The organism is Pseudomonas marincola (assembly GCF_900116605.1).
In the GTDB taxonomy this organism is placed as follows: Bacteria; Pseudomonadota; Gammaproteobacteria; order Pseudomonadales; family Pseudomonadaceae; genus Aquipseudomonas; species Aquipseudomonas marincola.
This window is the reverse complement of sequence record NZ_FPBC01000001.1, coordinates 402,587-428,484: the sequence shown is the minus strand read 5'-3', so window position 1 is coordinate 428,484 and position 25,898 is coordinate 402,587. Positions and strand designations below refer to the sequence as shown.

The window sequence follows — 25,898 nt, the reverse complement described above, 5'->3', positions numbered from 1 at the left end:
CAGATGACTAATTCATCTGACCTAAGCCCATTCACGCCTCTGGTTGCCGCCGTGCGCCAGGGGCGTGTCTTTGAGGTGCTGCCAAGCGTGATGGCAGAGGCTTTTGCCAACTGCAGCTTTGCGCTGTTCTTGTTCCGCCCTGATCGGGCACCCATCTGCCTGGTGGATAATCTGGGTGAAGAGAACCGCAAGGCGGTCATCGACCCTTATATCGACGGCATGTATTTGCTGGACCCGCTCTATCACCACGCCATTCGTTTTCCGCAAGACGGTCTGGTTACGCTGGATCAGTTGATGCCGGAAGGCTTTCGCCATTCCGATTACTACCGCCACTATTACGCGAGCATCGCCCTGCAAGACGAGCTGATGCTGTGCTACAGCATGGAATCGGTGGTGCTGGTGTTATCGCTGGGCTTTTACGGTTGTCGCAGCCCGCGTGGCCTGAAACAGCAGCTAAGCCACGTGCAACCGTTGCTCGGCGCATTCATCAAGGAGGCAGCGGGCAATCTGGTGTTGGCCGATGTATCGGAAAGTGTGCCTGAGTTGCTAGGGGAGCTGGAGGGGCAGGAGGCGTTGAGTCCGCGTGAGCAGCAGGTGGCGCAACTGATCTTGCGCGGCTTTGCCGGGAAGGCGATTGCGCGGCAGCTGAATATCAGCCCGGAGACGGTGAAGATTCACCGGCGGCATCTGTACCGCAAACTCGGCGTGGCTTCCCAGGCCGAGTTGTTCGGGCGCTTTCTTAAGAGTCGCGGCTTTGCGCCTTTATGAGCTTTTGCGCTCTGGCAGCATGCGTGTCAGGGTGTTGTCGCGGCTGACATAGTGGTGGAACAGGCCGGCGAGCGCGTGCAGGCCAATCAGCCAATAGCCGGTGGTGCCGGCCAACTCATGCCAGTATTTGATCTCTTTGGCGAGGTCCGGATTTTTACCCACCAATGGCGGCAGTTCCATGCCGAAAAACGGGATGGGTTTGCCTGCGGCACTCAAGATCAACCAGCCCGCAAACGGCGCACCGAGCATCAGTGCATACAACGCCAGATGCATAAGCTTTGCCGGTATGGCTTGCCACTGTGGAATCGCCGGTTGAATTTTCGGTGTCGGTGCAATAATTCGCGCCAGGATACGCAGCCAGACCAAGGCAAACACTGAAAGCCCAAGCATGAAGTGCCACTCTTTGAGCAGGTCACGCGTCTCGCTGCCTTTGGGGAAGTTACCCTTCAGCTCAATGCACGCATACACCGCCGCAATCAGTACCAGCATTAGCCAGTGCAAACTTATCGAGAGGCTTCCGTAGCGATTTTCAGTGTTTTTCCAGGTCATGATCTCGACTCAAACAGGTTAATGAAGTCCTTATGATAATGGCTCAAGCTTAAGGATTGCTGAAATGGCCATCCACTCAAATAGTAATTGGTTTTACTTGAGCGGCTATGATCCATATCACGACTCGGCTTGCGCGCTTGTCGCACAGTAGACGATGACTAAAGGCTGCGACGCTTCTAAGGAGCAAGAACAATCATGCAGATTCTGGATAAGCGTAGAGCACTGGCAATTGCGCCGCTACTGCGCCTGGCGTTTCGTGGTTTCTTCCTGCTGGGCAGTGTGTTTGCGGTCATTGCGGTGCCGCTGTGGATCGCTGCATTCAAAGGCACTTTTTTGCATTGGCAGCCTGTGGGGGGCTGGCTTGCGTGGCATCAACACGAAATGCTGTTTGGTTTTACCAGTGCCATCATCGCCGGTTTTCTGCTCACGGCCGTGCAAACCTGGACCGGCCAGCCGAGCCTGAGTGGCAAGCCGCTTTTATTGCTGATCATGGTCTGGCTGCTGGCGCGCTTAAGCTGGTTTCTAGCGATGCCAGCTCCGTTGTTGCTGGTACTGAACCTGCTGTTTTTGCTGCTGGTCACGGTGAATATGGCTCGCCTGTTATGGGCGGTTCGCCAGGTGCGCAATTATCCGATAGTGCTGATTCTTTCATTACTCATGCTGGCTGAAGCGCTCAACCTCAGCGGTGTAATCCTGCAGAGTCCGGAGTTGCAGCGCCGTGGCGTACTGGCGGCTGCCTGGTTGGTGGCTGCATTGATTACCCTGATCGGCGGGCGGGTCATACCGTTCTTCACCCAAAAGGGCCTCGGCCGGAAAGAGCCATTGTCGCCCTGGCCCTGGCTGGATTGGTGTTTGCTGATTGGCATGCTGCTGATTGCGCTACTTGAAGCTGGCGGAGTTGGCCTGCAGCCGCACGGCTGGATTGGCCAATTGTTCTTGCTGTTGGCGCTGGCGCATTTAATCCGGCTGGTGCGTTGGTTCGATGTGGGTGTGTTCAAGGTCGCTTTGCTGTGGTCTCTGCATCTCGCTTATGGCTGGCTGATTGTGGCCTGCGCGGGAATGGCCCTGTGGCATTTCAACGTATTGTCTAGCCCAAGCCCTGCGTTGCATGCATTGACGGTCGGCTGCATCGGCGGCTTGATCTTGGCCATGTTGTCGCGTGTTTCGCTGGGCCATACAGGGCGCCCGTTGGTGCTGCCGAAGGGCTTCTGGCTGGCATTTGTATGCCTCAACCTTGGCGCCGTTGCGCGGGTGTTTGGGGTTGGCGGTTGGTACATGCCGGCGCTTAGTGTTGGCGCACTGTTTTGGTCGCTGGCCTTTGCTCAGTACGTCTGGTGTTACGGCCCGATGTTGTGCAAAGGGCGCGCTGACGGCCATCCGGGCTAAGGAGTCGCCGTGAGTTATTTACTGATCAAGATTATTCATTTGTGCGCTGCCGCTTTTTTTATTGGCGGGGTGTTTTTTGAGGTGATGATTCTTAGCCACGCCAGCAGTCAATTACCGGCTGAGGCGCGTGCGCAGTTGAGCACGGCGCTGGGCGCCCGGGCGCGAAAGGTGATGCATTGGGTGGTGTTGGCTTTGTACGGCGCAGGGCTTGCACTGGCGTGGAATTATCGGGCGGTGTTGGCCCATCCGTTCGCCAGCAGCTTCAGCTTTTTACTGAGCCTGAAAATACTCTTCGCCCTGAGTATTCTGGGCCACTTTATCGTGGTGGTGTGGCTGATGCGCACCGGACGAAGCACCCCGAAACGCTCGCGGATCATTCACCTGAGCGTACTCACGCAAATGATCTGCATTGTGGTCTTGGCCAAGAGCATGATGTTTGCCTGGTAAGGCCGTTTATTTGAGGTGTTCCAAGGCCCAGACAGCCGCCTCAACCCGCGAGCGCAGACCAAGCTTATGCAACAGGTTCTTTACATGAACCTTCACCGTGCCCTCGGTAATCCCCAGCTTGTTGCCAAGCATTTTATTGCTTAGTCCTTTGGCGATCATGCGCAGAACTTGCTGCTCGCGATCCGTCAGGCTTGGTGTAGCGTCAGCATTGGCAGGGCGCAGCGCGCTGGCCAGTGTCTGGGTCAGGGCAGGGCTAATGACCAGATGGCCTTTGAGGGCCTCCCGCAGTTGTTCGATCAATTGCTCGGGCTCCATGTCCTTGAGCAAGAAACCGTCGGCCTCATAACGCATCGCATCGCTGACATCCTCCTGAGCGTCGGACACAGTAAACATCAGCACTTTTGCCTGACATTGGTTAAGGCGCAACTGCTTCAGCGTCTCGATGCCGTTGAGATTCGGCATGTTGTTATCAAGCAAAATAAGGTCAGGTTTGAGCTGCTCGGCGAGCGCTAACGCCTCAAGACCATCGCTGGCTTCGCCGATAACGCTGAGGTCATCTTCCAGCTCGATAAGTTGGCGCAAACCGCGGCGCATCATCGGGTGGTCATCGACCAGTAACAAGGTATAAGGCTTCTGGCTCATGTGCGGCTCGTGTCGGCTAGGTCGCTGAAAAACATCGCTTTGAACTCCATCTCGATTCGTGTGCCAGTGGGTTGCCTGCGGCTGATCTGCAAGGTTCCACCGATGCTGCGGGCGCGCTCACGCATGATGCTGATGCCATGATGCTGGCGTGTATCAAAATCGTGATTGATGCTACAACCATCGTCCTCGATCAGCAGCCTGACAGACTCGCCCAACTGACTGATAGTCACCCATGCATGGTCGGCAGCTGCATGGCGTGCGCAGTTTGAAAGCGCTTCGCGAACGATCTGCAGCAGGTGAATCTGCTCACTGGCGCAGAGGCTGAAACTCAGGTTCTGTTGATCGAGAATCACCTGCATGCTGCCGCGCTGGGCAAACTCATCGACAGTTTGCTGCAAGGCATCCTGCAATCCACCCTGGATTTGCAAGCGGAAGGTGGTGAGCAGTTCGCGCAGCTGCCGGTAGGCACTATTCAGGCCATCGCGTAGCTCATCGTTGACCTCAGCCAATTGCTCGGTCGGCTCTCCACGGCGAATCAGCGTACTCATTCGGCTGACCTGTAGCTTCATATAAGAAAGCGCCTGCGCCAGCGAATCATGCAGTTCCCGGGCAATGGTGGTGCGCTCAGCCAGCAGCAGTAAACGGTTCTCTTGCTCGCGCTGTTGCTCAAGTGACAGTGACGTGCCGATGAGGTTAGCCAAAGCGCCGATCAACTCACTTTCCCAGTCGCGTAACGGGTGCCCGTCGCTGAATATGGCGCGCAATTCGCCCAGGCTGTTTCCTTGCGAGGTGATGGCAAAGGTTTTGACCGAGGGGTGTTGATGGCGCTCGCAATTGGCGCAGCTGTTGTCGAGGCAGATTTCGCGCTGACGATCACCATGCAGCACGATGAGTTGCGAACGTCCCGCGCCGGAGCTGCCATTCAGGCACAGGGTCAGGTGCAGGTGCGGCAGGCGTTGCTGAAAACCATTCACCAAGTTGTCGAGTTGCTCGGCGCTGGCCGGCGAGCTGGCAATACTGCGGCTGCTTTGATAGAGCATTTGCAGCGCGGAGTTGCTCTGCTCAAGGTCGCGGGTTTTCTCGCTGATGCGGCTTTCAAGGGTTAAGTGGGATTGTTTGATCGCTTCGGCCATGGCGTTGAAACTTCGCGCCATCTGGCCCAACTCATCGTCTGAACGATAGGCAATGCGGGCGTCCAAGTCGCCCGCACTGAAACGCCTGGCCGTGTCTACAAGTTGCTTGAGTGGATGAATCACCAGGCTTTGCAGTTGGTACAAGCCGACCATCAAGATTAATACGGTAATGATCAGCGCTGTGCCCTGAATCCCTTGCTGCCAGTTTTGCCGGTTTTCACTTTGCTGCTGCAGTTGCGATACGAACTGTTCAAGCGCCTCAACGAATACCCGGGACTCTTGCATGAATGTTGCGCCGTCGCCCTGTTGCACCGCCGGCAGCATGACGCTTTGCCATTGCCTGTGAATCGCCTGATAGGCGGTGCTGATAGCCGAGTGCTGCTGCCCGCCAACCACGCGCAGCAGTTCTGGGCTTTCAAGGCGCTGCTGCATATCGGCAGCCAGTTCACTTAAGGCGCTATCGGGCGCCTGCGCCTCTATCTGCCAGTTGAGGCGATACGTGGCCATGCGCAAGGAGCCTGCAACGTTAATCGCCGCGGCGTCGTTTTCACTGTTATTGGCAATCACCACCGCACTCAAGGCGCTGCACAGCGCAAGCGCCGAAATAATCACTACAGCCAGGCCCGCTTTGGCTGGTAAAGAGCTTCTGAACCAAGGGGCCATGCGGCCTACCTCTTAATAGTCGGTGGCGGGGGAAACAGCCCGCAAGTGCTGTTGTATGTATTTAACCTTATGAATTAGCTCATATTTTTAAATTATTTGGACTACCTCTTTAGAAGTACATGCCAATACCGTGGCCTTTTTCAGAAGATGGCCTATTGATATGGATCATCAATATAGCCACTGCGTTATTTAGTCTGCAGGCATTGTCACTTATGCAGATAAGCCGATGCCAAGCTTCAAGACCCAGCAAAACCTAGTTCTCGGAATGAGCACCTTCGCGTTCACCATGTGTTTCATGGTGTGGATGATGTTCGCGGTGTTGGGTGTGCCCGTCAAAGAAATGCTCCACCTGAGCGAAACCCAGTTCGGTTTGCTGGCTTCTACCCCCGTGCTGACTGGCTCCTTGTCGCGTTTACCCCTTGGTTTACTGGCTGATCGTTTTGGCGGTCGGGTGGTGTTCTTTGTGCTGATGCTGGTGTGTGTTTTGCCCATTTATATGGTCGGTCACGCCACTGAGTATTGGCAGTTTTTGCTCTTGGGTTTGTTTGTGGGCCTCGCTGGCGGTTCGTTTTCCGTGGGTATCGCCTATGTCGCCAAATGGTTCGAACCGTCCCGGCAAGGTTTCGCCATGGGTATTTTCGGCGCCGGTAATGCGGGCGCAGCCCTGACCAAGTTTTTAGCCCCGGCGATCATTGCCGCTGCCAGCTGGCAAATGGTGCCGAAAGTCTATTCGGCCATCATGTTCATCACCGCCTTGCTGTTCTGGTTTCTCAGCTATGACAACAAGGCCCATCACGCGCCAGCCAGCGTGCCGCTACGCGAGCAGCTGCGCACCCTGAAAGACCCGCGTGTGTGGCGCTACTGCCAGTATTACTCGATCGTTTTCGGCGGCTATGTGGCGCTGGCCTTATGGATGACCGAGTTTTATGTCAACGAATACGGCTTCAGCCTGCAACGGGCGGCCTTGTTCGCTGCTTGTTTCTCGCTGCCGGGCGGAATCCTGCGCGCAGCTGGCGGCTGGATGTCGGATAAGTGGGGCGCGCACAGCGTTACCTGGTGGGTGTTGTGGGTTAGTTGGGTGTGCCTGTTTGTGCTCTCGTATCCGCCAACCGACCTCACCGTTGCGACCGTCGATGGCACTGTCAGTTTTCACATCGGCCTCAGCGCGTGGCTGTTCACGCTGCTGATGTTTGTCCTCGGTATTGCCTTCGCCTTCGGCAAGGCGTCGGTCTTCAAGTACATCGCCAACGACTACCCCAAAGAGATGGGCGCTGTCAGCGGAATCGTCGGTTTAGCCGGCGGTCTGGGCGGTTTCATTTTGCCAATCATGTTTGGCGCGCTGGTTGACCTCACCGGCGTGCGCTCCTCGTGCTTCATGCTCATGTACGGCGTGGTCTGGGTCTCGTTGATCTGGATGTATCTGAGCGAAGTGCGCCGGGCACCTGTCATGGGGCGCGATCAAAGCGACGCAGCCAATCAACGGATTTGATAGTCAAGGTTCAGGAGACTCGCAATGAGTACACCCAATAACACCCCAACACCGAAGCCCGCGCCGAGCAAAGTGGGGCCTGTGATTGATGACTGGCGTCCAGAAGACCCAGAGTTTTGGGAGCGCATTGGTAAGCGTGTGGCCACGCGTAATCTGTGGATCTCGATTCCCGCGCTATTGCTGGCGTTTGCCGTCTGGATGGTCTGGAGCACGGTGATCGTGCGGCTCAACGCCATCGGTTTCAACTTTGGTACTGACCAGCTGTTCTGGCTGACGGCTCTGCCAGCGCTTTCGGGTGCCACCTTGCGGGTGTTCTACTCGTTTATGGTGCCGGTGTTTGGTGGGCGTCGCTGGACCGCCATCAGCACCGCCTCGCTGTTGCTTCCGGCCATCTGGATGGGCATTGCGGTACAGAACCCGGATACGCCTTACAGTGTGTTTGTGCTGATCGCGCTGCTGTGTGGTTTTGGTGGCGGCAACTTCGCCTCGTCGATGTCCAATATCAGCTTCTTTTACCCTAAAGCGCAGCAGGGCACCGCGCTGGGGTTGAACGCCGGTTTGGGTAACCTGGGTGTGTCGGTGATGCAGTTCACCGTGCCGCTGGTAATCGGCGTCAGCTTGTTTGGCGGCATTGCCGGTGCGCCGCAAGAGTTAAAAGATGGCACTCAACTGTGGCTGCAAAACGCCGGTTATGTGTGGGTGCCGCTGATTGCGTTGCTGGCGATTGCCGCGTGGTTCGGCATGAACGACCTGACCAGCGCCAAGGCGTCATTCAGCGAACAGGCGGTGATTTTCAAGCGTAAGGATAACTGGCTGATGTGCTGGTTATACCTCGCCACATTCGGCTCGTTTATCGGCTTTGCCGCAGCATTTCCGATGCTGATCAAAACCTCATTTCCAGACGTCGACGCCCTTAAATTCGCCTTCCTCGGGCCGTTTGTAGGCGCGGCTGTGCGTCCTTTGGGCGGCTGGGTGGCTGATCGCCTTGGCGGCGCCCGCGTCACCCTGTGGAATTTCGTGGTGATGATCGGCTCGATTTTCGGCGTCCTGCATTTCCTGCCTCAGGGCGATAACCCTGGGAGTTTCTACGGCTTTCTGAGCATGTTCATGCTGCTGTTCATCACCACCGGCATTGGCAATGGCTCAACCTTTCGCATGATTCCGGTGATTTTCCGCACGCTGCATCAACGCTGGAGTGCGGGCAAGGATCAGGAGGCGCAAGCACAGGCCAAGCAGCAGGCGGGTATGGAGTCTGCTGCTGTGGTCGGCTTCACCTCGGCGATTGGTGCCTTCGGCGGCTTCTTCATCCCCATCGCTTTCGCCACTGCAATGGCGGATGCCGGCGGCCCGGAAGTGGCCATGTACATCTTCATTACTTACTACCTGAGTTGCATTGGCGTGACTTGGTGGTGGTACGCACGCAAAGGCGCAGAGACGCCTTGTTAATACCTAACCGTTAGTCATGCGGGCGTTAGGTAAGAGCTGGCGCCAAACCTGAGAGGATTGATAAATGAGCCATATACTCGATCAGCTGCGCTTTTTTAAACGCAAGCAGGGTGAGTTCGCCAATGGACACGGCGAAACGCGCAAGGAGTCCCGGGACTGGGAAAACGTTTATCGCGCCCGTTGGCAGTACGACAAAATCGTACGCTCAACGCACGGGGTTAACTGCACCGGTTCTTGTTCGTGGAAGATTTACGTCAAGAATGGATTGATCACCTGGGAAACCCAGCAGACCGATTATCCGCGTACGCGCAATGACTTGCCTAACCACGAGCCACGTGGTTGCCCGCGAGGCGCCAGTTACAGCTGGTACATATACAGCGCCAACCGCCTCAAGTATCCGAAGGTGCGCAAGCCGCTGCTCAAACTCTGGCGCGAAGCCCGCGCAACGATGGCGCCGGTTGAGGCGTGGCAGAGCATTGTTGAAGACCCGGTCAAGGCTGAGAGCTACAAAAGCAAGCGCGGCATGGGCGGTTTCATCCGTTCGCATTGGGATGAAGTCAATAAAATCATCGCCGCTGCCAACGTATACACCACCAAGCAATATGGCCCGGATCGCGTGGTTGGCTTCTCGCCCATTCCGGCGATGTCGATGGTCAGCTACGCCGCAGGCGCGCGTTATCTGTCGATGATCGGCGGTGTGTGCCTGAGCTTCTACGACTGGTACTGCGATTTGCCACCGGCCTCACCGCAGGTGTGGGGTGAGCAAACCGACGTGCCGGAATCGGCTGACTGGTACAACTCCAACTACATCATTGCCTGGGGCTCTAACGTACCGCAGACACGTACGCCCGATGCGCACTTCTTTACCGAGGTTCGTTACAAAGGCACCAAGACCGTGGCAATTACGCCGGACTATGCCGAAGTCGCCAAGCTGACCGATCAGTGGCTGAACCCGAAGCAGGGCACGGATGCGGCACTGGCGCAGTCGTTTGCCCATGTGATCTTCAAAGAATTTCACCTGGAAAAGCCCAGCGCTTATTTCACTGATTACGCCAAACGCTACACCGACTTGCCGGTGCTGGTTCTGCTGGAGTCACGTGATGAAGGCTACAGCGCCGGGCGTTTCCTGCGCGCCTCTGATCTGGCCGATAACCTCGGTCAGGAGAATAACCCCGAGTGGAAAACAATCGCCATTGATGCCAGTGGCGAGCTGGTTTCACCGCAAGGCTCGATTGGTTATCGCTGGGGTGAGAAGGGCAAGTGGAACATTGAGGCGCGTGAGGGTGGCGCCGGCCGTGAGGTCGATCTCACGCTCAGCCTGATAGACAGCGGAGAGTCCAGTGACGTGGCGTTTCCGTATTTCGGCGGCCAGACCCACGACTACTTTCAGCATGTTCAAGGCGAAGAGATCCAGCTACGTCGCGTGCCGACTCGCAGCATCACCCTTGCCGATGGCAGCACAGCCAAAGTGGCCAGCGTGTTTGACTTGATGGCCGCTAATCTGGGCATCGACCGCGGGATCGGCGGCAGCAATGTGGCCTGCAGCTATGACGATGCCACCGTGCCGGGCACCCCGGCTTGGCAAGAGCAGATTACTGGTGTCAGCCGCGAGAAAGCGATTCAGATTGCCCGCGAATTTGCGGATAACGCCGACAAGACCAAAGGTCGCTCCATGATCATCGTCGGAGCGGCGATGAACCACTGGTATCACATGGACATGAACTACCGCGGGCTGATCAACATGCTCATGCTCTGCGGCTGTGTGGGCCAGACTGGCGGCGGTTGGGCGCATTATGTCGGGCAGGAAAAACTGCGGCCGCAGTGTGGCTGGTTACCGTTGGCATTTGGACTGGACTGGAGCCGTCCGCCACGCCAAATGAACGGCACCAGTTTCTTCTACAACCACAGTTCGCAGTGGCGCCACGAGAAGCTCAACATGCACGACGTGCTCTCGCCAATGGCCGACAAGTCGAAGTTCCCAGAGCACGCGCTCGACTACAACATTCAGGCCGAGCGTGGCGGCTGGTTGCCAAGCGCGCCGCAGCTTAACCGTAACCCGTTGCAGATCACCCGTGATGCGGCGGCTGCAGGGTTGTCGCCGGTCGATTACGTCACTCAGTCGCTGAAAGATGGCAGCCTGCGCTTTGCCTGTGAGCAGCCGGATAATCCCGATAACTTCCCGCGCAATATGTTCATTTGGCGCTCTAACTTGCTGGGTTCTTCCGGCAAGGGCCATGAGTACATGCTCAAGTATTTCCTCGGTACCAAGAACGGTGTGATGAACGAAGACATCGGCAAAACCGGCGGCGCTATTCCCAAGGAAGTCGAGTGGGTCGAGGAGGGTGCAATCGGCAAGATCGATTTGGTCACGACTCTCGATTTCCGCATGTCATCAACCTGTGTTTACTCAGACATCGTTCTGCCAACGGCCACCTGGTACGAGAAGGACGACATGAACACGTCCGACATGCACCCGTTCATTCACCCGCTGTCCGCGGCAATTGATCCGGCCTGGGAGTCGCGTTCCGACTGGGAAATATACAAAGGCATCGCCAAGCATTTCTCGAAAATGGCCGAGGGCCATTTGGGTGTCGAGCAGGATCTGGTCACCGTGCCGCTGCTTCACGATACCCCGGGAGAGTTGGCTCAGCCGTATGGCGGCACCGATTGGAAAACCGCCGGTGAAGATCCGGTGCCGGGCAAGAACTGCCCGAACATGATGGTGGTTGAGCGCGACTACCCGAATATCTACAAGCAATTCACCTCGCTCGGCCCGTTACTCGACAAGTTGGGTAATGGCGGTAAGGGCATTAGCTGGAACACCCAGCATGAGGTCGATTTCCTCGGCAGCTTGAATCACAAGGTCACCGATGAAGGCGTCAGCAAAGGTCGCCCGCAGATTCAAACGGCAATTGATGCAGCCGAAGTCATCCTCTCGCTGGCGCCAGAAACCAATGGTCATGTGGCCGTTAAGGCGTGGGCTGCGCTGTCGGAGTTCACCGGTCTCGATCACACCCATTTGGCCAAGCCAAAGGCGCACGAAGCGATCCGCTTCCGCGATATTCAAGCGCAGCCGCGCAAGATTATTTCCAGCCCGACGTGGTCGGGGCTGGAAGACGAGAACGTCAGCTACAACGCTGGTTACACCAACGTTCACGAGTTCATCCCGTGGCGCACGATTACCGGGCGTCAGCAGTTCTATCAGGACCATCCGTGGATGGAGGCTTTCGGCGAGCAGATGATGAGTTATCGGCCGCCAGTCAACACCCGCACGATTGAAGTGGTGAAGGATCAGCGGCCCAACGGCAACAAAGAAATCGTTCTCAACTGGATCACGCCGCACCAGAAATGGGGCATTCACAGCACGTACACAGATAACTTGTTGATGCTCACGCTGAGCCGTGGCGGACCGATTATCTGGCTGTCTGAGAACGATGCGAAAAGCGCCGGGATTGAAGACAACGATTGGGTCGAATGCTTTAACGCCAACGGCGCCTTGACCGCGCGTGCAGTGGTCAGCCAGCGGGTTAAAGACGGCATGGTGATGATGTACCACGCCCAGGAACGGATCGTGAATCTGCCCGGCGCGGAAACCACTAAAACCCGTGGCGGCCACCATAACTCGGTCACCCGTGTGGTGCTCAAACCGACCCACATGATTGGCGGTTATGCGCAGCAATCGTACGGCTTTAACTATTACGGCACGGTGGGCTGTAACCGCGACGAATTCGTCGTGGTGCGCAAGATGCACAAGGTTGACTGGCTCGATGGCACCGATGTTGGCGGTTTGGGTGACGACGCTTTGCCACAACCACTGCCACAGAATATTTGAGGGAAGTTGCCATGAAGATTCGCTCACAAGTTGGCATGGTCCTGAACCTGGACAAATGCATCGGTTGCCACACCTGTTCGGTGACCTGTAAGAACGTTTGGACCAGCCGTGAAGGGATGGAATACGCCTGGTTCAATAACGTCGAAACCAAACCCGGCATTGGTTACCCCAAAGAGTGGGAAAACCAGGACAAGTGGAAAGGCGGCTGGATTCGTAACGCCGATGGTTCGATCAACCCAAAAATTGGCGGTAAATTTCGAGTGTTGGCGAACATTTTTGCCAACCCCGATTTGCCGGTGATTGATGATTACTACGAGCCATTCGACTTTGACTATCAGCACCTGCACACCGCGCCGCTAGGTCAACATCAGCCGATTGCCCGGCCACGCTCGTTGATCAGCGGCAAGCGCATGGAAAAGATTGAATGGGGGCCGAACTGGGAAGAAATTCTCGGCACCGAGTTCGCCAAGCGCCGCAAGGACCGCAACTTCGACAATATCCAGGCGGATATCTATGGCGAGTATGAAAATACTTTCATGATGTACCTGCCGCGCCTGTGCGAGCACTGCCTGAATCCCGCCTGCGCTGCTTCGTGCCCGAGTGGTGCGATCTACAAGCGTGAAGAAGACGGCATCGTCCTGATCGATCAGGAAAAATGCCGTGGCTGGCGCATGTGCATCAGCGGTTGCCCTTACAAGAAGATTTACTACAACTGGAAAAGCGGTAAGTCCGAGAAGTGCATCTTCTGTTATCCGCGTATTGAAGCGGGTATGCCTACCGTGTGCTCCGAAACCTGCGTCGGGCGTATCCGTTATCTCGGCGTGTTGTTGTATGACGCAGACCGTATCGCCGAAGTGGCGAGTACTGCCAGTGAGCAGGACCTGTATCAGAAGCAGTTGGAGATCTTTCTCGACCCGAACGATCCGGCTGTGATCAAGCAGGCGCTGGCCGATGGAGTGGCGATGTCAGTGATCGAAGCGGCGCAGAAGTCGCCGGTTTACAAGCTTGCTGTCGACTGGCAGTTGGCGCTGCCGCTGCACCCGGAATATCGCACCTTGCCGATGGTCTGGTATGTGCCGCCACTGTCGCCGATCCAGAACGCCGCACAAGCCGGTCACATCAGCATGGATGGTGTGCTGCCGGACGTCGATAGCCTGCGCATTCCGCTGCGTTATCTGGCCAATCTGCTGACTGCCGGTGACGAAAAACCGGTGAAGCTGGCGCTCAAGCGTTTGCTGGCCATGCGTGCCTATAAGCGTGCGCAGCAAGTAGACGGTGTGCGCGACCTGAAAGTGTTGGAAGACGTGGGCCTGACGGAATTGCAGGTCGAAGATATGTACCGCTATCTGGCCATCGCCAATTACGAGGATCGCTACGTGATCCCGAGTGCGCACCGCGAAGAGGCCATGAGCGACGCATTCGCCGAGCGCTCGGGCTGTGGTTTCAGCTTCGGCAGTGGCTGCAATGGCAGTTCGGATACCAACATGTTTGGCGCTAAAAAGGCCACCCAGCGCGACATCCTGAAAACCGTGCAGATCTGGGAGGATTGAGCATGCAAATTCTCAAAGTGATTTCCCTGCTGCTGGATTACCCGACCGAGCAACTGGTCGAGGCGCGCACTGAGTTGAGCGCCGCCATTAACGCATCGCGTGAGATCAGCCCGCAGCAACGTGCGGCGGTGCAGGTGTTACTGGAAGACATCACCGGCGGCGACCTGATGGACAGCCAGGAGCATTACAGCGCGCTGTTTGGTCGGGGTCGTTCACTGTCTCTTTTGTTGTTTGAACATGTGCATGGCGAGTCGCGTGACCGCGGCCAGGCCATGGTCGACATGATGGCGCAGTACGAGGCCGACGGGTTTGATATCGGGGTCAAGGAGTTGCCCGATTACATCCCGTTGTATCTCGAATATCTGTCGACCTGTGAAGACTTGAAAGCCCGTGAAGGGCTGGCCGATGTCGCGCATTTACTGGCATTGCTGGCCGCGCGCCTTGATGAGCGTGAGAGCAGCTACGCCAGTTGCATGCGGGCACTGCTGCAGATTGCGGGGGCAGAGCCCAGCGCGGCTGTTGCCGAAGTGCGTGAACAGGTTGCCGCAGAAGTACGCGACGACTCGCTCGAAGCACTGGACAAGGTCTGGGAGGAGGAGGCCGTCGACTTCCTTCAGGCCGAGCAACAAGACCGTTGCCCAAGCCAGACCACCGCGCCCGGCAAAGCTCGCGAAGAGCTGCCGGTGCCCATGCATTGGGTCGATTTCAATACGGACGATAAGCGCGAGCCACAGTTTCGGGAGGTGCAGGATGTCTAACACAAACTTGCTGTTATTCGGGGTTTATCCCTACGTTGCGCTGGCTATTTGCCTGATTGGCAGTTGGGCGCGGTTTGACCTTTCGCAGTACACCTGGAAGACCGGTTCAAGCCAAATGCTCAGTAACAAAGGCATGCGCATGGCCAGCAACATGTTCCATGTCGGGGTTCTGTTTGTACTGGCCGGACATTTTGTCGGACTGCTGACACCGCCTGCGCTGTATCACCATGTGATCAGCACTGAAAACAAGCAACTGCTGGCAATGGTCTCGGGTGGCATATTCGGTGTGATCTGCCTGGTCGGTTTGCTCATGCTGATCCATCGCCGTCTCACTGACCCTCGGGTGCGCGCTTCGTCGAGCTTCTCGGATGTGATGATTCTGCTGGTGCTGCTGGCGCAGTTGCTGCTCGGTCTCGGCACCATCTTTGCCTCGACCGCTCACCTCGATGGCTCGGTGATGATTCTGCTGGGTAACTGGGCGCAAGCCTTGGTCACATTGCAACCCATGGTGGCGGCGGAAAATATTGCCGGCGTCGGCTTGGTCTACAAGCTGCACGTATTCCTCGGCATGACCTTGTTCGTACTGTTCCCCTTTACCCGTCTGGTGCACATGGTCAGCGCGCCAATCTGGTACTTGGGTCGTCGTTATCAAATCGTTCGCCAGAAAGGCTGAGGAGTGGCTGATGAGTATTCAACAACCTCACAATGGGCATAGCGGCTCGTGCAACGGCAGCAACGCTGCGGTTGCCCAAGGGGCCGGCGTCCAGACATTTGTTCCGGCTGCAGTTGAACCCAGTGCTGCGCCGGTAGAGTTGATCGCCAGCAGCGAGCAGGAATGGCCGCGGATCAAGGTCAACGGCATTGTTATCGAGCAAGAGCAGATTGCGTTGGAGCTGCAATACCACGCCGCTCCCACGCGCAATGAGGCGGTGTTCTTGGCAAGCCAGGCGCTGGTGATTCGAGAGTTGCTCCGCCAGCGCGTCAATGCGCTCAACTTAAAGGTAATGAGGCAAGGGGCGGAGAGCGAAGAGGAGGCGCAAATCAGCGCGCTGATCGAACGGGAGATTGAATTGCCGCGTGCTGATGAGGCGGCCTGTCAGCAGTACTTCGATAAAAACCGTAAGCGTTATTCCAGTGCGCCTCTGATAGCAGCGCGGCATATATTGCTCGCGGCCGACCCGGAAGATGCGATGGCATGCAGCAAGGCGCGTGAGCAGGCGGATGCCTTGATTGTGCAACTGCAAAGCGATAAAAAACGCTTCGCTGAACTGGCATTGGCTCATTCCGATTGTCCGTCAAAGCAACAAGGCGGCGCGCTGGGCCAGATCAGTAAAGGCCAGACCGTGCCTGAGTTTGAGCGGCAACTGTTTCGTTTGCCGCTGGGCTTGGCTGCGCAACCAATCGAGAGCCGCTATGGTTACCATGTGGTCTGGATCGATCAACGAATCGAAGGTGAGTTACTGCCCTATACTGCAGTTGTCGGCTCGATTCGCACCGAGCTTGATCAGCGTGTTTGGCAGGTGGCGCTGGTGCAGTACATCAAGGGTTTGATTGGGCAGGCAGACATACAAGGTATTTTGCTTGAAGGAGCGGATTCTCCTTTGGTGCAATAACCTTCAAAGTCGGCGACATGGATGTTGCCTTGTTCAGCGAAATAACAGACCCTCAGGGCGTGTGCGCATGAGTCATTAACAGGAGTCACAGATGCACGGTTCGATGCAGGATGGATTTGGTCGGCATATCGACTACTTGCGAATGTCGGTGACTGATCGCTGTGATTTTCGCTGTGTCTATTGCATGGCGGAAGAAATGACGTTTCTGCCGCGTGAGCAAATCCTTTCTCTGGAAGAACTTTATCGTCTGGCCGCACTGTTTGTCGGGCAAGGCGTAAAGAAGATCCGCCTGACCGGTGGAGAGCCTCTGGTACGCCGGGGCATCGTCGGGCTTTGCGAGCAAATCGCAGCACTGCCAGGTTTGCGCGAACTGGTGATGACCACCAATGGTTCGCAGTTGGTCAAGCTGGCGAAGCCGTTGGCAGACGCCGGGGTCAAGCGACTGAATATCAGCCTGGATAGTTTGCAGGCCGATAAATTTCACGCGATCACCCGCACTGGCGATCTCCAGCAGGTGCTCGATGGCATTGAGGCTGCGCGCCAGGCCGGCTTTGAGCGAATCAAGCTGAACACTGTGGCCATGGCCGGACGCAATGAAGATGAAGTACTCGACCTGGTTGAGTTTGCCCTGGCCCGAGACCTTGATATCACCTTTATCGAGGAAATGCCGCTGGGCGATGTCGGGCGCTCGCGCGGCGAGAGCTTCTTTGCCAGTGATCAGGTGCGAGACCTGATTGCCGAGCGCTACTCGATTATCGACAGCGCCGAGCAAAGTGGCGGCCCTGCACGTTACATTCGCCTTGAAGGGTTTGCGCAAAGCCGTATTGGCTTTATCTCGCCGCACTCGCATAACTTCTGCGCCACCTGCAACCGTGTGCGCCTGACCGTAGAAGGGCGGCTGCTCCTGTGTTTGGGCCATGAGAACTCGGTTGATCTGCGCGCTCTGCTGCGCCGTTATCCCGAGAACGATCAGCCGTTGCTCGACGCGGTGGGGGCAGGGCTACAGCGCAAGCCAGAGCGCCATGAGTTCACCCATGACAACGACATTCAGGTGGTGCGCTTCATGAATGCCACAGGTGGCTGAGGCGTAATTGGCTGTTTTGCAAAGGTCGCCGTGTGCGGCCTTTTTGCTGGGCGAAAAACACAGGCCCGACTCTTTTGTCGATGTTCTGCTTCGGGCGCGATGCGCTTTTGTTATCCGCTAAAGCGAAAACATAGCCGACAAACACGCGCGAATAAAATAGCCCACACAGCAAAAGGCCCCGGCAGTTTTCACTGTCGAGGCCTCATGCATGAATCTGGTTGCGGGAGCCGGATTTGAACCGACGACCTTCGGGTTATGAGCCCGACGAGCTACCAGACTGCTCCATCCCGCGGCCGCCATTCTATGCTTCTGAGTGTGTGTGTCAACCGTGAGGGCGGAAAAAACTGTTTTATCTTCAATTATTTAGCGCACAGGTCAGGCGTTAAGCGATGTATTTGCGCTTGCTGAGCGGTGCTGGAGATATATTTCCAGACGACGCCGGAGTGCATTTCGCGTACTGGCACGTAGCAAATAGGTGACATGCCCCGAGTGCTACAGGAGAGCTGCAGTTTGGAAAAGTGAACCGCATGGCGGCAACTGAAATGCGCCGCACAGCAAAAGGCCCCGGCAGCTTTCACTGTCGAGGCCTTATGCATGAATCTGGTTGCGGGAGCCGGATTTGAACCGACGACCTTCGGGTTATGAGCCCGACGAGCTACCAGACTGCTCCATCCCGCGGCCGCCATTCTAGCGTCTTTAACCCGGCTGTCAACTTTTATATGGGAAAGCCCCTGTTTATCAGCCAGAAGGCCTGCGTTTGAGTGGGCTTGGTTGGGTAAGGATTCAGTGCAGGTGCCAGCGCCAGTGCGCAGCCCGCTAGAAAGAGAAGCGTGAGAGCCAGGTTTATCGATGTGCGCTTGAAGTAGGGGGAGACTCTGTTTGTGTATATCGCAGATAGCAAAAGGCCCCGGCAGTTTTCACTGTCGAGGCCTCATGCATGAATCTGGTTGCGGGAGCCGGATTTGAACCGACGACCTTCGGGTTATGAGCCCGACGAGCTACCAGACTGCTCCATCCCGCGGTCGCCATTCTATGCTTCTGAGGCTTGCTGTCAACCGCTAACGTTGGAAAAACTATTTTATCTTCAATCGCTTAGCGTCAATATGGATTGCTCCGAATTGCTTGGGCCCCTGCCAGCGCTGGGTTTCGGTGCAGTTTATAGGTCATAAAACGGTCATTCGCGAGTGGCTAAGATTAAAGGTCGTGCTGGCTTAGGCGTATGCCTGCTAGCCCTGCTGTTGCAGTCAAGTAAATCGCCAGTGCGTGACGCTTGGGCCGGTATCGGGTAAAACGGCGTTGGTTTTAAAGGAGACAATATTGATGCAAGCAAAATGTAAAGGGTGTGGCGCCAAAGTAGGGCGCGGGCAGACGCATTGCCCCGCTTGCGGAGTCGAGTTGCCCGCGCCGAGCAAGTTATTGCCCATGGCGGCCTTTTTCCTGATCGTGATCCTGGTTATCCGCGCCTATATGGATAAACCCGAGAGCGATACTCAAGCGCCTGCTGCTGCAACGCCGGCCGCTCAAGCTCAGTAACTCCCTCTTGCCACTGGAGCGGTCTAGGAAATCTCGACCTGATAGCGAAAGGTATCGGCCGCTCCGCGCGAGATGCGGTACTCCAGTGGGCTGCGGTCATAGCTCAGGGCGATCCGTTCTATCACCACCACTGGCGCGTTGTCGGCGATGCCGAGGAGCGCCGCTGCGCTGCTGTTTGCCGGCTCGACGCTGAGGGTTTCCTGCGCCGAGGCGATCATTTGCCCGCATTCCTGCTCGTAAAACGGATAAAGCAGGTTGCCGAATGCCGCAAGGTCCAGCTCAAGCAACTTGCCGAAACGCGAAGCGGGTAACCAGATGTCCTCGCTGAACACTGCGCGCGAATCCAGTGTGCGGGTGCGTTGCAGGTACACCACCGACTCCTCTGCCTCAAGTTGCAAGGCCTTGCGCACCTGTTCGGTGGGCGTCAGCAACTGCCGCGCCAGAATCTGGCTGTCGGGAATCTGCTTTTCGCCCTGACTATTTACCTGGCGGAAAAACCGCAACAGCGAAGAGGTGAAATCTGGGCGCCGGACAAAGGTGCCGCGGCCCTGACTGCGTTGCAGCAGTCCATCGGCAACCAGAGTGTCGACCGCTTTTCTGATGGTGCCAATGGCCACCCCGTAACTCTTGGTCAGTTCTTGCTCGGTTGGAATCGGTTCGCCCGGCCGCCATTCCCCGGCTGCAATCTTGGCCAGCATTTCATCTCGAAGCTGCTGATACAGCGGCAAGCGTTGGTCTGAGCTAAAGCTTGAAGAAGGCATATAGAGATCCAGACAATCAATTTTTCATACTTTAGCACCGACCGATGGCGGGGTGCATTGGTTGACAGGCTGTAGCTCTGAATATATGGTCATATAAACATATATATGAATTCGTGACTGTATAAAAGGTGTGCTCTGAGCAGTGCGCTTACCAATAAATCAGCCAGAGTGTTGCTATATGATCACTTCACATCTGCCGCCCCTGACCGGGATTGACACCCACGCGCATATTTTCAGCCGCGACCTGCCGCTCGCCGACGGGCGCCGTTACAGCCCCGACTATGATGCGTGGATTGAGGATTATCTGCGCCAGCTAGACTCCGTTGGGTTGTCTCACGGGGTGCTGGTGCAGCCCAGTTTTCTCGGGACTGACAATAGTTTTCTGTGCGCGGCGCTGCGCAAGTATCCGCAGCGTTTGCGCGCGATTGCGGTGGTTGAACCGGGCATCAGTGAGGTGCAGTTGGACGCGATGCAGGCGTGCGGTGTGGTCGGTGTAAGGTTGAATCTGCTGGGCAAGCCGCTCGCCGATTACAGCAGTGCGCTGTGGCAGGATTTTTTTGCGCGACTTGCACGGCGCCAATGGCAAGTGGAAATTCAGCGGCCGATGGTCGATCTTGCGCCTATTTTGCCGGCAATTCTGGCCAGCGGCGTCACTGTGGTGATTGATCATTTCGGCCTGCCCGAAGGGCAAATCGACCCCGAACTGCCAGCGCATCAAGCATTCATGCAACTGCTGGCAAGCAGCCCGCAGCTGTATATCAAACTCTCTGCTGCCTACCGCTGCAAAGCCTCGCGTGCACAGGCGCAGCAGTCGGTCAGCGTATTGCGTTCGACTTGTGGCGGTGTTGACCGCTTCCTCTGGGGAAGCGACTGGCCACATACCCGCCATGAACATGAAACCGATTATGTCGCGCAGTTTGCCGAGATCACTGCATTGCTGCCCGATCCTGCTGAGCGCCGCCAGGTGTTGCTGGAAAACCCGGCACAGCTATTTAAATTTCAGCAACAAGCTGACGCAACAGAACAATAAAAGGCGACTAGAACAATGATGAGTTTGTTGGTGATTGCGGCGATCGTGATTTCGATAGCTTTGGGCTACAAGACCAAGATCAATATTGGTTTGTTTGCCATTGCATTTGCGTACTTGATCGGCTGCTTCGCGATGGGCCTGAGCCCTTCCGATGTGATCATGATGTGGCCACTTAAGATGTTCTTTATCATCTTTTCGGTCTGCCTTTTCTACAGCTTTGCCATCGTCAACGGCACGTTGGAAAAGCTAGCTGAGCATCTGCTCTACAGTTGCCGGCGGTTCCCGCACCTGCTGCCTTACGCAGTATTCATTACCTCGGCGTTGATCGCTGCATTGGGCGCTGGTTACTACACGGTGCTGGCCTTTATGGCGCCAATCACCTTGTTACTGTGCGAGCGCACCCGCATGAGCTTGATTCTCGGGGCGATGGCGGTGAACTACGGGGCGCTGGGTGGCGCCAACTTTGTATCGAGCCAGAGCGGGATTATTTTCCGCACCCTGATGGTCAATTCGGGTATTCCAGAAAACACCGCCTTCATTAACAGTTTCGGCATCTTCGCCAGCACCGTGGCCATTCCATTGCTGGTGATTACCGGCTTTATGTTGTTTACCGGTCATAAGAAGTCGATGCAAAGCTCCACGTACACCATTACCCCGCCAACCCCGCTGAACAGAGAGCAAAGAGTCACGCTGCAACTCACGTTGCTGATGATGGCGCTGGTGCTGCTGGCGCCAATCGCCCACATTGTTTTTCCAGACAACCAGACAGTCACCTTCATCAACTCGAAGATGGACATTGGCCTGATTGCCAGTGTGTTCTCGGTCATCGCCTTGCTGCTGAAACTGGGCGATGAGCGCAAAGCGATGGCGGCTGTGCCGTGGTCGACACTGGTGATGATTTGTGGCGTCGGCATGCTCATCGCCATTGCGATCAAGGCGGGCACGATTGATCTGCTGGCCTCCTGGATTGGTACCTCGATTCCGCCGGTGTTGGTGCCAGTCGCCTTTGGTGTGGTGGCAGCTTTGATGTCGCTGTTTGCCAGCACGCTGGGCGTGGTAACCCCGGCGCTGTTCCCGATTGTGCCGCCGATTGCAGCGTCTCTGGGGATTGATCCTTTGTTGATCTTTATCTGCATTGTGGTCGGCGCGCAGGCAACCTCTATCTCGCCATTCTCATCCGGTGGCAGCTTGCTGCTGGGCTCGTGCCCGACCGAAAAAAGCCGTGCCGAGTTCTTTCCGAAGCTGCTGTTCCGCGCTGCGCCCTTGGGGTTTGTCGCGGCATTGGTGTTCAACCTGGTGCTGAGTTTTGTGCTCTGAGCAAGGTTGAGAGAGGCGCAAATGCGTGTATCTGCGCGATTGAATTTGCGCGTGCGTAGTACCGGTGAGCGACTGAGCGGGTGATAATGCCCGCTCGAATCAACGCTGATTAACTAAGGTGCGCTGCAGGTGCTATTCACAATCAAGGAAATCGACCCGCTGGTTTACCGCCAGCAGACCCGGCGCAGCACTTGGAGCATTGCGCTGTTGTTTGTGCTGCTTGCCCTGGCATTCTCAACTCTGTCGGTGCAGCTGTTCGGTCAGCCGGGAGGCGACAACTTCTATTGGAATCTGGGCGGGGTCATTGTCGCCTTGCTGCTGACTATCGCGTTGGTGCGCCAGGTGTTCTGGTCGCAGCCGTGGATGGCGTCGGCAGTCTATGGCTGGCAACTCAAGCGTAGCCTGCTGCGCATTACCAATGTCATGCACGACGTGAAAGCCGGCGTTGCGGCGGGCGATCCGCTGAGTTTCAAGCTGCTGCGTTTCTATCATTTGGGCGTCAGCCAAATGCACCGTCTGGACGGTAACTCCAGCGATCACGTGCAGATGCTCGCTGAAATCGATCAGCATAAAACTGCGATGCAGGCGTTGAACCTGCCGATTGATCAAACCCAATTCGACAGCCAATGGCTCGAGTCGCTGGCCAAGCACGGCTGATCGACACACCGCGTGGCAGAGCCAAACCAGTCTTGATGGTTTTCCGCCACGGCGGCGCACGCTCAGGGTTTGGCCAGCCCAAGCGCACCCTCAAGGTCGTCATTCAAGGTCTCATGGCGCTTGAGAGTTGGTATTATCAGCTGCTGTAAAGACTGGTGCATTTGCGCCTTGCCGGTCACACAGGCCGCAGACACGGCTTGGTTGGCATCTATCGGCGTGCATATTCTTGGGTGGCTGGACTAATTGGTCGCGAAGCAACGAAAAATCATCCACATCGACTGCGACTGTTTCTACGCCGCGGTAGAGATGCGTGATGATCCAAACCTGGCGAGCAAACCGCTGGCTGTCGGCGGCGCAGCAGACCGGCGCGGAGTCATTGCGACCTGCAATTATGAGGCACGGGCCTATGGTGTGCGCTCGGCAATGGCCACCGGGCATGCACTGAAGCTGTGTCCGGACTTGTATATCGTCAAGCCGCGCTTCGATGTTTATAAAGCGGTATCGCGGGAGATCCATGCAATCTTTCGTGATTACACCGACATTATCGAGCCGCTGTCGCTAGATGAAGCATTTCTCGATGTCACTGACTGCGAGCTTTTTTCCGGCAGTGCAACGCGCATCGCCGCGGACATTCGCCGGCGCGTTTCGCAGACCTTGCACATCACCGTGTCGGCGGGTGTGGCGCCGAACAAATTTCTCGCCAAGATCGCCAGCGACTGGCGCAAGCCCGATGGTTTATTTGTGATAACACCGCCCGAGGTGGATGCCTTCGTCGCTGAGTTAGCGGTGAGCAAACTGCACGGTGTCGGCAAGGTCACCGCCGAGAAACTCGCTCGTCAGGGCATTTCGACCTGTGCCGATTTACGTGCCTGGGACAAGCTCGGCTTGGTGCGCGAGTTCGGCAGTTTTGGTGAGCGGCTCTGGGGGCTGGCGCGCGGGATTGATGATCGCCCTGTGCAAACCGACAGCCGCCGCCAGTCTGTGAGCGTCGAGAATACCTACCTGCAAGACCTGCCAGACTTAAAGGCGTGCCTTGAGCAATTGCCGGAGTTGTTGGCTGAACTGGAAAAGCGCATGGCGCGTTTGGACTCCAGCTATCGACCGGATAAACCGTTTGTGAAGGTCAAATTCCATGACTTCACCCAAACCACGCTGGAGCAGGCCGGGGCGCAGCGATCACTGGATAGCTATCAGCTGTTGTTGAGTGGCGCCTATGCGCGAGGCAATAAGCCGGTGCGATTGCTCGGCGTGGGGGTGCGGCTGCAGGATTTGCGCGGCCGGCATGAGCAACTGGAGTTGTTTGAACGTTAGCGCGTGAGGCAAAACCTGCGCCCGGCTGCAAGCAGAGCCGGCGCGCAGATTCTGGCGTGGATCAGTCGTTAACCGGCCACAGGCGAATAGGCTTGCCTTGGGCGGGCCACAAACGCAGCTGGTCGTTCTCGGAGAAGTCCCAGCGCTGCACCTCAGCCAGTGCCTTGAGGAAGCGAGTCTCTTGCTCCATCAATGCAGGCGGGCACATTTTACGGGTACTGCCGGCCTGAACGAAGTTGATGGCTTCGCCATTGCGGTTATAACCCGAGAACCAGTGGTTGCAGCCGGCGCTGCCGTAAGCACGGCCGTCGGCGCCGAGGGTAATCGTCAGGTGGCTGTTGTCGATCAGCGGACGTTCGCCGATCCATTCAACTTGATAGGTCTTGTCGGTTTCCAGAGTCACGGGCATGGCTGAGCATCCAATGAGGCTGACACTGAGTAGACTTGTAGCTATGAGTGCTTTCATCGTCATTCCTTCTGACATTTCGGGCAAAGGTGTTTGGCGTCGCGACGCAGCCAACCCAGCTCGCTAATCCGCGCTTCGGCAGCGCCTGCTTCGGCTTGTTTGCCAAGCGCGGTATCCACGGCAAATTCAAAGTCTAGCTGTTTGCCACAGCTGTCGCAGGTGACCTGCCAGTTATGGATCGCCAGTTCTTTGAAGGCCGGGCCTTTGGCGACGGCGACCCATTGGCCGGGCGGGGTGATCAGGTGACGGACTTTCTCCACCGTCAGGCGCATGCTCAGATCACGGCTGCCTTTGAGGGTGACTTGCAAGGTGTCGCCGTTGTGAATCGAGCCTCCGTTGCCGGTTACTTGATAACGACCAGCAGCGAGTGCTTTGCATTCAATCAGGGTGTGCTCAGGGTTGAGCAGGTTGTAGCGAAAATCGTGTTCGGCCATGGTTCCTCCAGCTGGAAGCAAATGCTATCACGCGCAGGGCTCAACCTGATTGATTGGTGTGCCTTTGGCCCAAGCCTCGATGTTGTCGAACGTGGTTTGGGCAATGCCCGACAATGCCTCACGGGTCAGAAAAGCCTGATGCGCGGTCAAAATCACATTGGGGAAGGTCAGCAGTCGCGCCAGCACGTCATCCTGCAAGGGCCGATCCGAATAGTCCTCGAAGAACACATCGGCCTCTTCTTCGTACACATCCAGGCCGAGATAACCGAGCTGGCCGCTTTTCAGGGCGCTAATCACGGCGACTGTGTCGATCAGCGCGCCGCGGCCGGTGTTGATCAGCATGGCGCCGGTTTTCATCTGCGCCAGGCGATCGGCATTGATCAGGTGATGCGTGCCTTCGGTGAGCGGGCAATGCAGGCTCATGATGTCGCTGCTGCTGATCAGTGTTTCCAAGCTCACCTGGCGGGCGCCCAGTTCACTCAAGCCGCTGACCGGATAAGGGTCGTAGAGCAGAACCGCGCAGCCAAAGCCGCGCATGATCCGGGCAAGTGACAGGCCGATCTTGCCGCAGCCGATTATCCCGACAGTTTTGCCGTGCAAGTCAAAGCCGGTGAGGCCATGCAGCGAGAAGTCGCCTTCACGGGTGCGGTTGAATGCGCGGTGAGTGCGCCGGTTGAGCGTCATGATTAACGCGACCGCATGTTCGGCAACCGCATAGGGCGAGTAGGCGGGCACACGCACAACTGGCAGGCCTAGCTGGCTGGCCGCGTGCAGGTCGACATGGTTGAAACCCGCCGAACGCAAGGCAATCAGGCGTGTACCGCCAGCGGCCAGGCGTTCCAGAACCGGTGCGCTGAGGTCATCATTAATAAATGCGCAAACCACGTCGTAGCCCTCAGCCAGTGCAGCTGTTTCGGCCGAAAGGCGCGCCTCCTGCATTTGCACGTGCCAGGCAGCCGGCATTTCGGCGCTGGCAAAGCTTTCGGTGTCATAGGGCTTGCAGCTAAACAAAATGATGCGCATCTCAGC

Annotated in this window: 24 protein-coding genes and 3 tRNA genes; 17 read left to right on the top strand and 10 right to left on the bottom strand. The window is 56.7% G+C overall.

The features are described 5' to 3' along the window. The first annotated feature begins 3 nt into the window (after positions 1–3). Positions 4–768, top strand: a complete 765-nt coding sequence (locus tag BM395_RS02090; RefSeq protein ID WP_069899267.1) for a response regulator transcription factor — start codon at positions 4–6, stop codon at positions 766–768. Here the strand turns inward: BM395_RS02090 and BM395_RS02085 are convergent. Next, positions 763–1,317 carry a cytochrome b gene (locus tag BM395_RS02085; protein WP_069899265.1) on the bottom strand — a complete coding sequence of 185 codons (555 nt, stop codon included), beginning with the start codon at positions 1,315–1,317 and terminating at the stop codon, positions 763–765. The two genes, BM395_RS02090 and BM395_RS02085, sit on opposite strands and share 6 nt — an antisense overlap. A gap of 195 nt (positions 1,318–1,512) precedes the next feature. Here BM395_RS02085 and BM395_RS02080 point away from each other — a divergent pair, with 195 nt between their 5' ends. Beyond that, on the top strand, positions 1,513–2,703 hold the full coding sequence (locus BM395_RS02080; protein WP_090508707.1) for an NnrS family protein: 1,191 nt from the start codon (positions 1,513–1,515) through the stop codon (positions 2,701–2,703). Between the two features lie 9 nt (positions 2,704–2,712). Beyond that, positions 2,713–3,150 carry a CopD family copper resistance protein gene (locus BM395_RS02075; RefSeq protein ID WP_090508706.1) on the top strand — a complete coding sequence of 146 codons (438 nt, stop codon included), beginning with the start codon at positions 2,713–2,715 and terminating at the stop codon, positions 3,148–3,150. 6 nt (positions 3,151–3,156) lie between these two features. On the opposite strand, the gene narL is transcribed toward BM395_RS02075, so the two are convergent. Both narL and BM395_RS02065 read right to left on the bottom strand, forming a co-directional pair. Beyond that, a complete protein-coding gene (gene narL / locus BM395_RS02070) occupies positions 3,157–3,792 on the bottom strand; it encodes a two-component system response regulator NarL (RefSeq protein WP_090508705.1) in 636 nt (211 codons plus the stop codon). Further along, positions 3,789–5,588, bottom strand: a complete 1,800-nt coding sequence (locus BM395_RS02065) for a HAMP domain-containing protein (protein ID WP_090508704.1) — start codon at positions 5,586–5,588, stop codon at positions 3,789–3,791. Before BM395_RS02065 ends, narL begins: the two co-directional genes overlap by 4 nt. A 226-nt stretch (positions 5,589–5,814) precedes the next feature. On the opposite strand from BM395_RS02065, the gene BM395_RS02060 reads away from it, so the two are divergent. The 8 genes from BM395_RS02060 (at position 5,815) to moaA (ending at position 17,360) form a co-directional block, all read left to right on the top strand. Then, entirely contained in the window at positions 5,815–7,077 is a 1,263-nt protein-coding gene (locus tag BM395_RS02060; RefSeq protein ID WP_090508703.1) for an MFS transporter, read from the top strand. Between the two features lie 24 nt (positions 7,078–7,101). After that, the gene (locus BM395_RS02055) at positions 7,102–8,523 is read left to right on the top strand and encodes a NarK family nitrate/nitrite MFS transporter (RefSeq protein ID WP_069899253.1); all 1,422 of its coding nucleotides are present in this window, start codon (positions 7,102–7,104) and stop codon (positions 8,521–8,523) included. A gap of 64 nt (positions 8,524–8,587) precedes the next feature. Continuing rightward, complete coding sequence (locus tag BM395_RS02050) at positions 8,588–12,355, top strand: nitrate reductase subunit alpha (RefSeq protein WP_090508702.1); 3,768 nt, start codon at positions 8,588–8,590, stop codon at positions 12,353–12,355. 11 nt (positions 12,356–12,366) lie between these two features. Continuing rightward, a complete protein-coding gene (narH, locus tag BM395_RS02045) occupies positions 12,367–13,905 on the top strand; it encodes a nitrate reductase subunit beta (RefSeq protein WP_069899249.1) in 1,539 nt (512 codons plus the stop codon). A 2-nt stretch (positions 13,906–13,907) separates the two neighbouring features. Beyond that, positions 13,908–14,663, top strand: a complete 756-nt coding sequence (gene narJ, locus BM395_RS02040) for a nitrate reductase molybdenum cofactor assembly chaperone (RefSeq protein WP_090508701.1) — start codon at positions 13,908–13,910, stop codon at positions 14,661–14,663. Next, positions 14,656–15,336, top strand: coding sequence for a respiratory nitrate reductase subunit gamma (gene narI, locus BM395_RS02035; protein ID WP_090508700.1), 681 nt, complete (start codon positions 14,656–14,658; stop codon positions 15,334–15,336). The genes narJ and narI overlap by 8 nt, the downstream gene beginning before the upstream one ends. Positions 15,337–15,346: 10 nt before the next feature. Then, the gene (locus BM395_RS02030) at positions 15,347–16,276 is read left to right on the top strand and encodes a peptidylprolyl isomerase (RefSeq protein ID WP_090508699.1); all 930 of its coding nucleotides are present in this window, start codon (positions 15,347–15,349) and stop codon (positions 16,274–16,276) included. A gap of 91 nt (positions 16,277–16,367) precedes the next feature. After that, on the top strand, positions 16,368–17,360 hold the full coding sequence (moaA, locus tag BM395_RS02025) for a GTP 3',8-cyclase MoaA (RefSeq protein ID WP_069899243.1): 993 nt from the start codon (positions 16,368–16,370) through the stop codon (positions 17,358–17,360). 215 nt (positions 17,361–17,575) lie between these two features. On the opposite strand, the gene BM395_RS02020 is transcribed toward moaA, so the two are convergent. The 3 genes from BM395_RS02020 to BM395_RS02010 form a co-directional block, all read right to left on the bottom strand. Then, positions 17,576–17,652: transfer RNA gene (locus BM395_RS02020), tRNA-Met, on the bottom strand. Positions 17,653–17,961: 309 nt separating this feature from the next. After that, positions 17,962–18,038: transfer RNA gene (locus BM395_RS02015), tRNA-Met, on the bottom strand. A 266-nt stretch (positions 18,039–18,304) separates the two neighbouring features. Continuing rightward, a tRNA-Met gene (locus tag BM395_RS02010) sits at positions 18,305–18,381 on the bottom strand. Between the two features lie 299 nt (positions 18,382–18,680). Between BM395_RS02010 and BM395_RS02005 the strand changes: the two genes are divergently transcribed. Then, the gene (locus BM395_RS02005; protein WP_090508698.1) at positions 18,681–18,893 is read left to right on the top strand and encodes a hypothetical protein; all 213 of its coding nucleotides are present in this window, start codon (positions 18,681–18,683) and stop codon (positions 18,891–18,893) included. A 23-nt stretch (positions 18,894–18,916) separates the two neighbouring features. Here BM395_RS02005 and BM395_RS02000 read toward each other — a convergent pair whose 3' ends face one another. Next, positions 18,917–19,654, bottom strand: coding sequence for a GntR family transcriptional regulator (locus BM395_RS02000; protein WP_090508697.1), 738 nt, complete (start codon positions 19,652–19,654; stop codon positions 18,917–18,919). A gap of 178 nt (positions 19,655–19,832) precedes the next feature. On the opposite strand from BM395_RS02000, the gene BM395_RS01995 reads away from it, so the two are divergent. The 5 genes from BM395_RS01995 to dinB all read left to right on the top strand — a co-directional run bounded on the left by BM395_RS01995 (position 19,833) and on the right by dinB (position 23,969). After that, positions 19,833–20,684 (top strand): amidohydrolase family protein, encoded by an 852-nt coding sequence (locus tag BM395_RS01995; RefSeq protein WP_090508696.1) that lies wholly within the window; start codon positions 19,833–19,835, stop codon positions 20,682–20,684. A 15-nt stretch (positions 20,685–20,699) separates the two neighbouring features. After that, entirely contained in the window at positions 20,700–22,001 is a 1,302-nt protein-coding gene (locus BM395_RS01990; RefSeq protein ID WP_069899231.1) for an SLC13 family permease, read from the top strand. A gap of 129 nt (positions 22,002–22,130) precedes the next feature. Then, positions 22,131–22,658, top strand: a complete 528-nt coding sequence (locus BM395_RS01985) for a DUF3087 domain-containing protein (RefSeq protein WP_090508695.1) — start codon at positions 22,131–22,133, stop codon at positions 22,656–22,658. Continuing rightward, positions 22,628–22,807 carry a hypothetical protein gene (locus tag BM395_RS23095; protein ID WP_141124069.1) on the top strand — a complete coding sequence of 60 codons (180 nt, stop codon included), beginning with the start codon at positions 22,628–22,630 and terminating at the stop codon, positions 22,805–22,807. The genes BM395_RS01985 and BM395_RS23095 overlap by 31 nt, the downstream gene beginning before the upstream one ends. A 94-nt stretch (positions 22,808–22,901) precedes the next feature. After that, positions 22,902–23,969, top strand: a complete 1,068-nt coding sequence (gene dinB / locus BM395_RS01980) for a DNA polymerase IV (RefSeq protein ID WP_090508694.1) — start codon at positions 22,902–22,904, stop codon at positions 23,967–23,969. Positions 23,970–24,030: 61 nt separating this feature from the next. Here the strand turns inward: dinB and BM395_RS01975 are convergent, their stop codons facing one another. From BM395_RS01975 to BM395_RS01965, 3 genes are read right to left on the bottom strand one after another with little or no spacing between them, the layout of a single operon-like run. Next, positions 24,031–24,435, bottom strand: a complete 405-nt coding sequence (locus tag BM395_RS01975) for an META domain-containing protein (RefSeq protein WP_090508693.1) — start codon at positions 24,433–24,435, stop codon at positions 24,031–24,033. A gap of 2 nt (positions 24,436–24,437) precedes the next feature. After that, a complete protein-coding gene (locus BM395_RS01970; RefSeq protein ID WP_069899223.1) occupies positions 24,438–24,869 on the bottom strand; it encodes a hypothetical protein in 432 nt (143 codons plus the stop codon). A 27-nt stretch (positions 24,870–24,896) separates the two neighbouring features. Then, positions 24,897–25,892 carry a 2-hydroxyacid dehydrogenase gene (locus BM395_RS01965; protein WP_090508692.1) on the bottom strand — a complete coding sequence of 332 codons (996 nt, stop codon included), beginning with the start codon at positions 25,890–25,892 and terminating at the stop codon, positions 24,897–24,899. Between the last annotated feature and the right edge of the window lie 6 nt (positions 25,893–25,898).

Excerpts from the sequence above, each read along its gene's own strand:
- BM395_RS02090 (WP_069899267.1), top strand. The coding sequence starts at position 4 with ATGACTAATTCATCTGACCTAAGCCCATTCACGCCTCTGGTTGCCGCC.
- BM395_RS02085 (WP_069899265.1), bottom strand. The coding sequence starts at position 1,317 with ATGACCTGGAAAAACACTGAAAATCGCTACGGAAGCCTCTCGATAAGT.
- BM395_RS02080 (WP_090508707.1), top strand. The coding sequence starts at position 1,513 with ATGCAGATTCTGGATAAGCGTAGAGCACTGGCAATTGCGCCGCTACTG.
- narL (WP_090508705.1), bottom strand. The coding sequence starts at position 3,792 with ATGAGCCAGAAGCCTTATACCTTGTTACTGGTCGATGACCACCCGATG.
- BM395_RS02065 (WP_090508704.1), bottom strand. The coding sequence starts at position 5,588 with ATGGCCCCTTGGTTCAGAAGCTCTTTACCAGCCAAAGCGGGCCTGGCT.
- BM395_RS02060 (WP_090508703.1), top strand. The coding sequence starts at position 5,815 with ATGCCAAGCTTCAAGACCCAGCAAAACCTAGTTCTCGGAATGAGCACC.
- BM395_RS02055 (WP_069899253.1), top strand. The coding sequence starts at position 7,102 with ATGAGTACACCCAATAACACCCCAACACCGAAGCCCGCGCCGAGCAAA.
- BM395_RS02050 (WP_090508702.1), top strand. The coding sequence starts at position 8,588 with ATGAGCCATATACTCGATCAGCTGCGCTTTTTTAAACGCAAGCAGGGT.
- narH (WP_069899249.1), top strand. The coding sequence starts at position 12,367 with ATGAAGATTCGCTCACAAGTTGGCATGGTCCTGAACCTGGACAAATGC.
- narJ (WP_090508701.1), top strand. The coding sequence starts at position 13,908 with ATGCAAATTCTCAAAGTGATTTCCCTGCTGCTGGATTACCCGACCGAG.
- narI (WP_090508700.1), top strand. The coding sequence starts at position 14,656 with ATGTCTAACACAAACTTGCTGTTATTCGGGGTTTATCCCTACGTTGCG.
- BM395_RS02030 (WP_090508699.1), top strand. The coding sequence starts at position 15,347 with ATGAGTATTCAACAACCTCACAATGGGCATAGCGGCTCGTGCAACGGC.
- moaA (WP_069899243.1), top strand. The coding sequence starts at position 16,368 with ATGCACGGTTCGATGCAGGATGGATTTGGTCGGCATATCGACTACTTG.
- BM395_RS02005 (WP_090508698.1), top strand. The coding sequence starts at position 18,681 with ATGCAAGCAAAATGTAAAGGGTGTGGCGCCAAAGTAGGGCGCGGGCAG.
- BM395_RS02000 (WP_090508697.1), bottom strand. The coding sequence starts at position 19,654 with ATGCCTTCTTCAAGCTTTAGCTCAGACCAACGCTTGCCGCTGTATCAG.
- BM395_RS01995 (WP_090508696.1), top strand. The coding sequence starts at position 19,833 with ATGATCACTTCACATCTGCCGCCCCTGACCGGGATTGACACCCACGCG.
- BM395_RS01990 (WP_069899231.1), top strand. The coding sequence starts at position 20,700 with ATGATGAGTTTGTTGGTGATTGCGGCGATCGTGATTTCGATAGCTTTG.
- BM395_RS23095 (WP_141124069.1), top strand. The coding sequence starts at position 22,628 with ATGGCTCGAGTCGCTGGCCAAGCACGGCTGATCGACACACCGCGTGGC.
- BM395_RS01975 (WP_090508693.1), bottom strand. The coding sequence starts at position 24,435 with ATGAAAGCACTCATAGCTACAAGTCTACTCAGTGTCAGCCTCATTGGA.
- BM395_RS01970 (WP_069899223.1), bottom strand. The coding sequence starts at position 24,869 with ATGGCCGAACACGATTTTCGCTACAACCTGCTCAACCCTGAGCACACC.
- BM395_RS01965 (WP_090508692.1), bottom strand. The coding sequence starts at position 25,892 with ATGCGCATCATTTTGTTTAGCTGCAAGCCCTATGACACCGAAAGCTTT.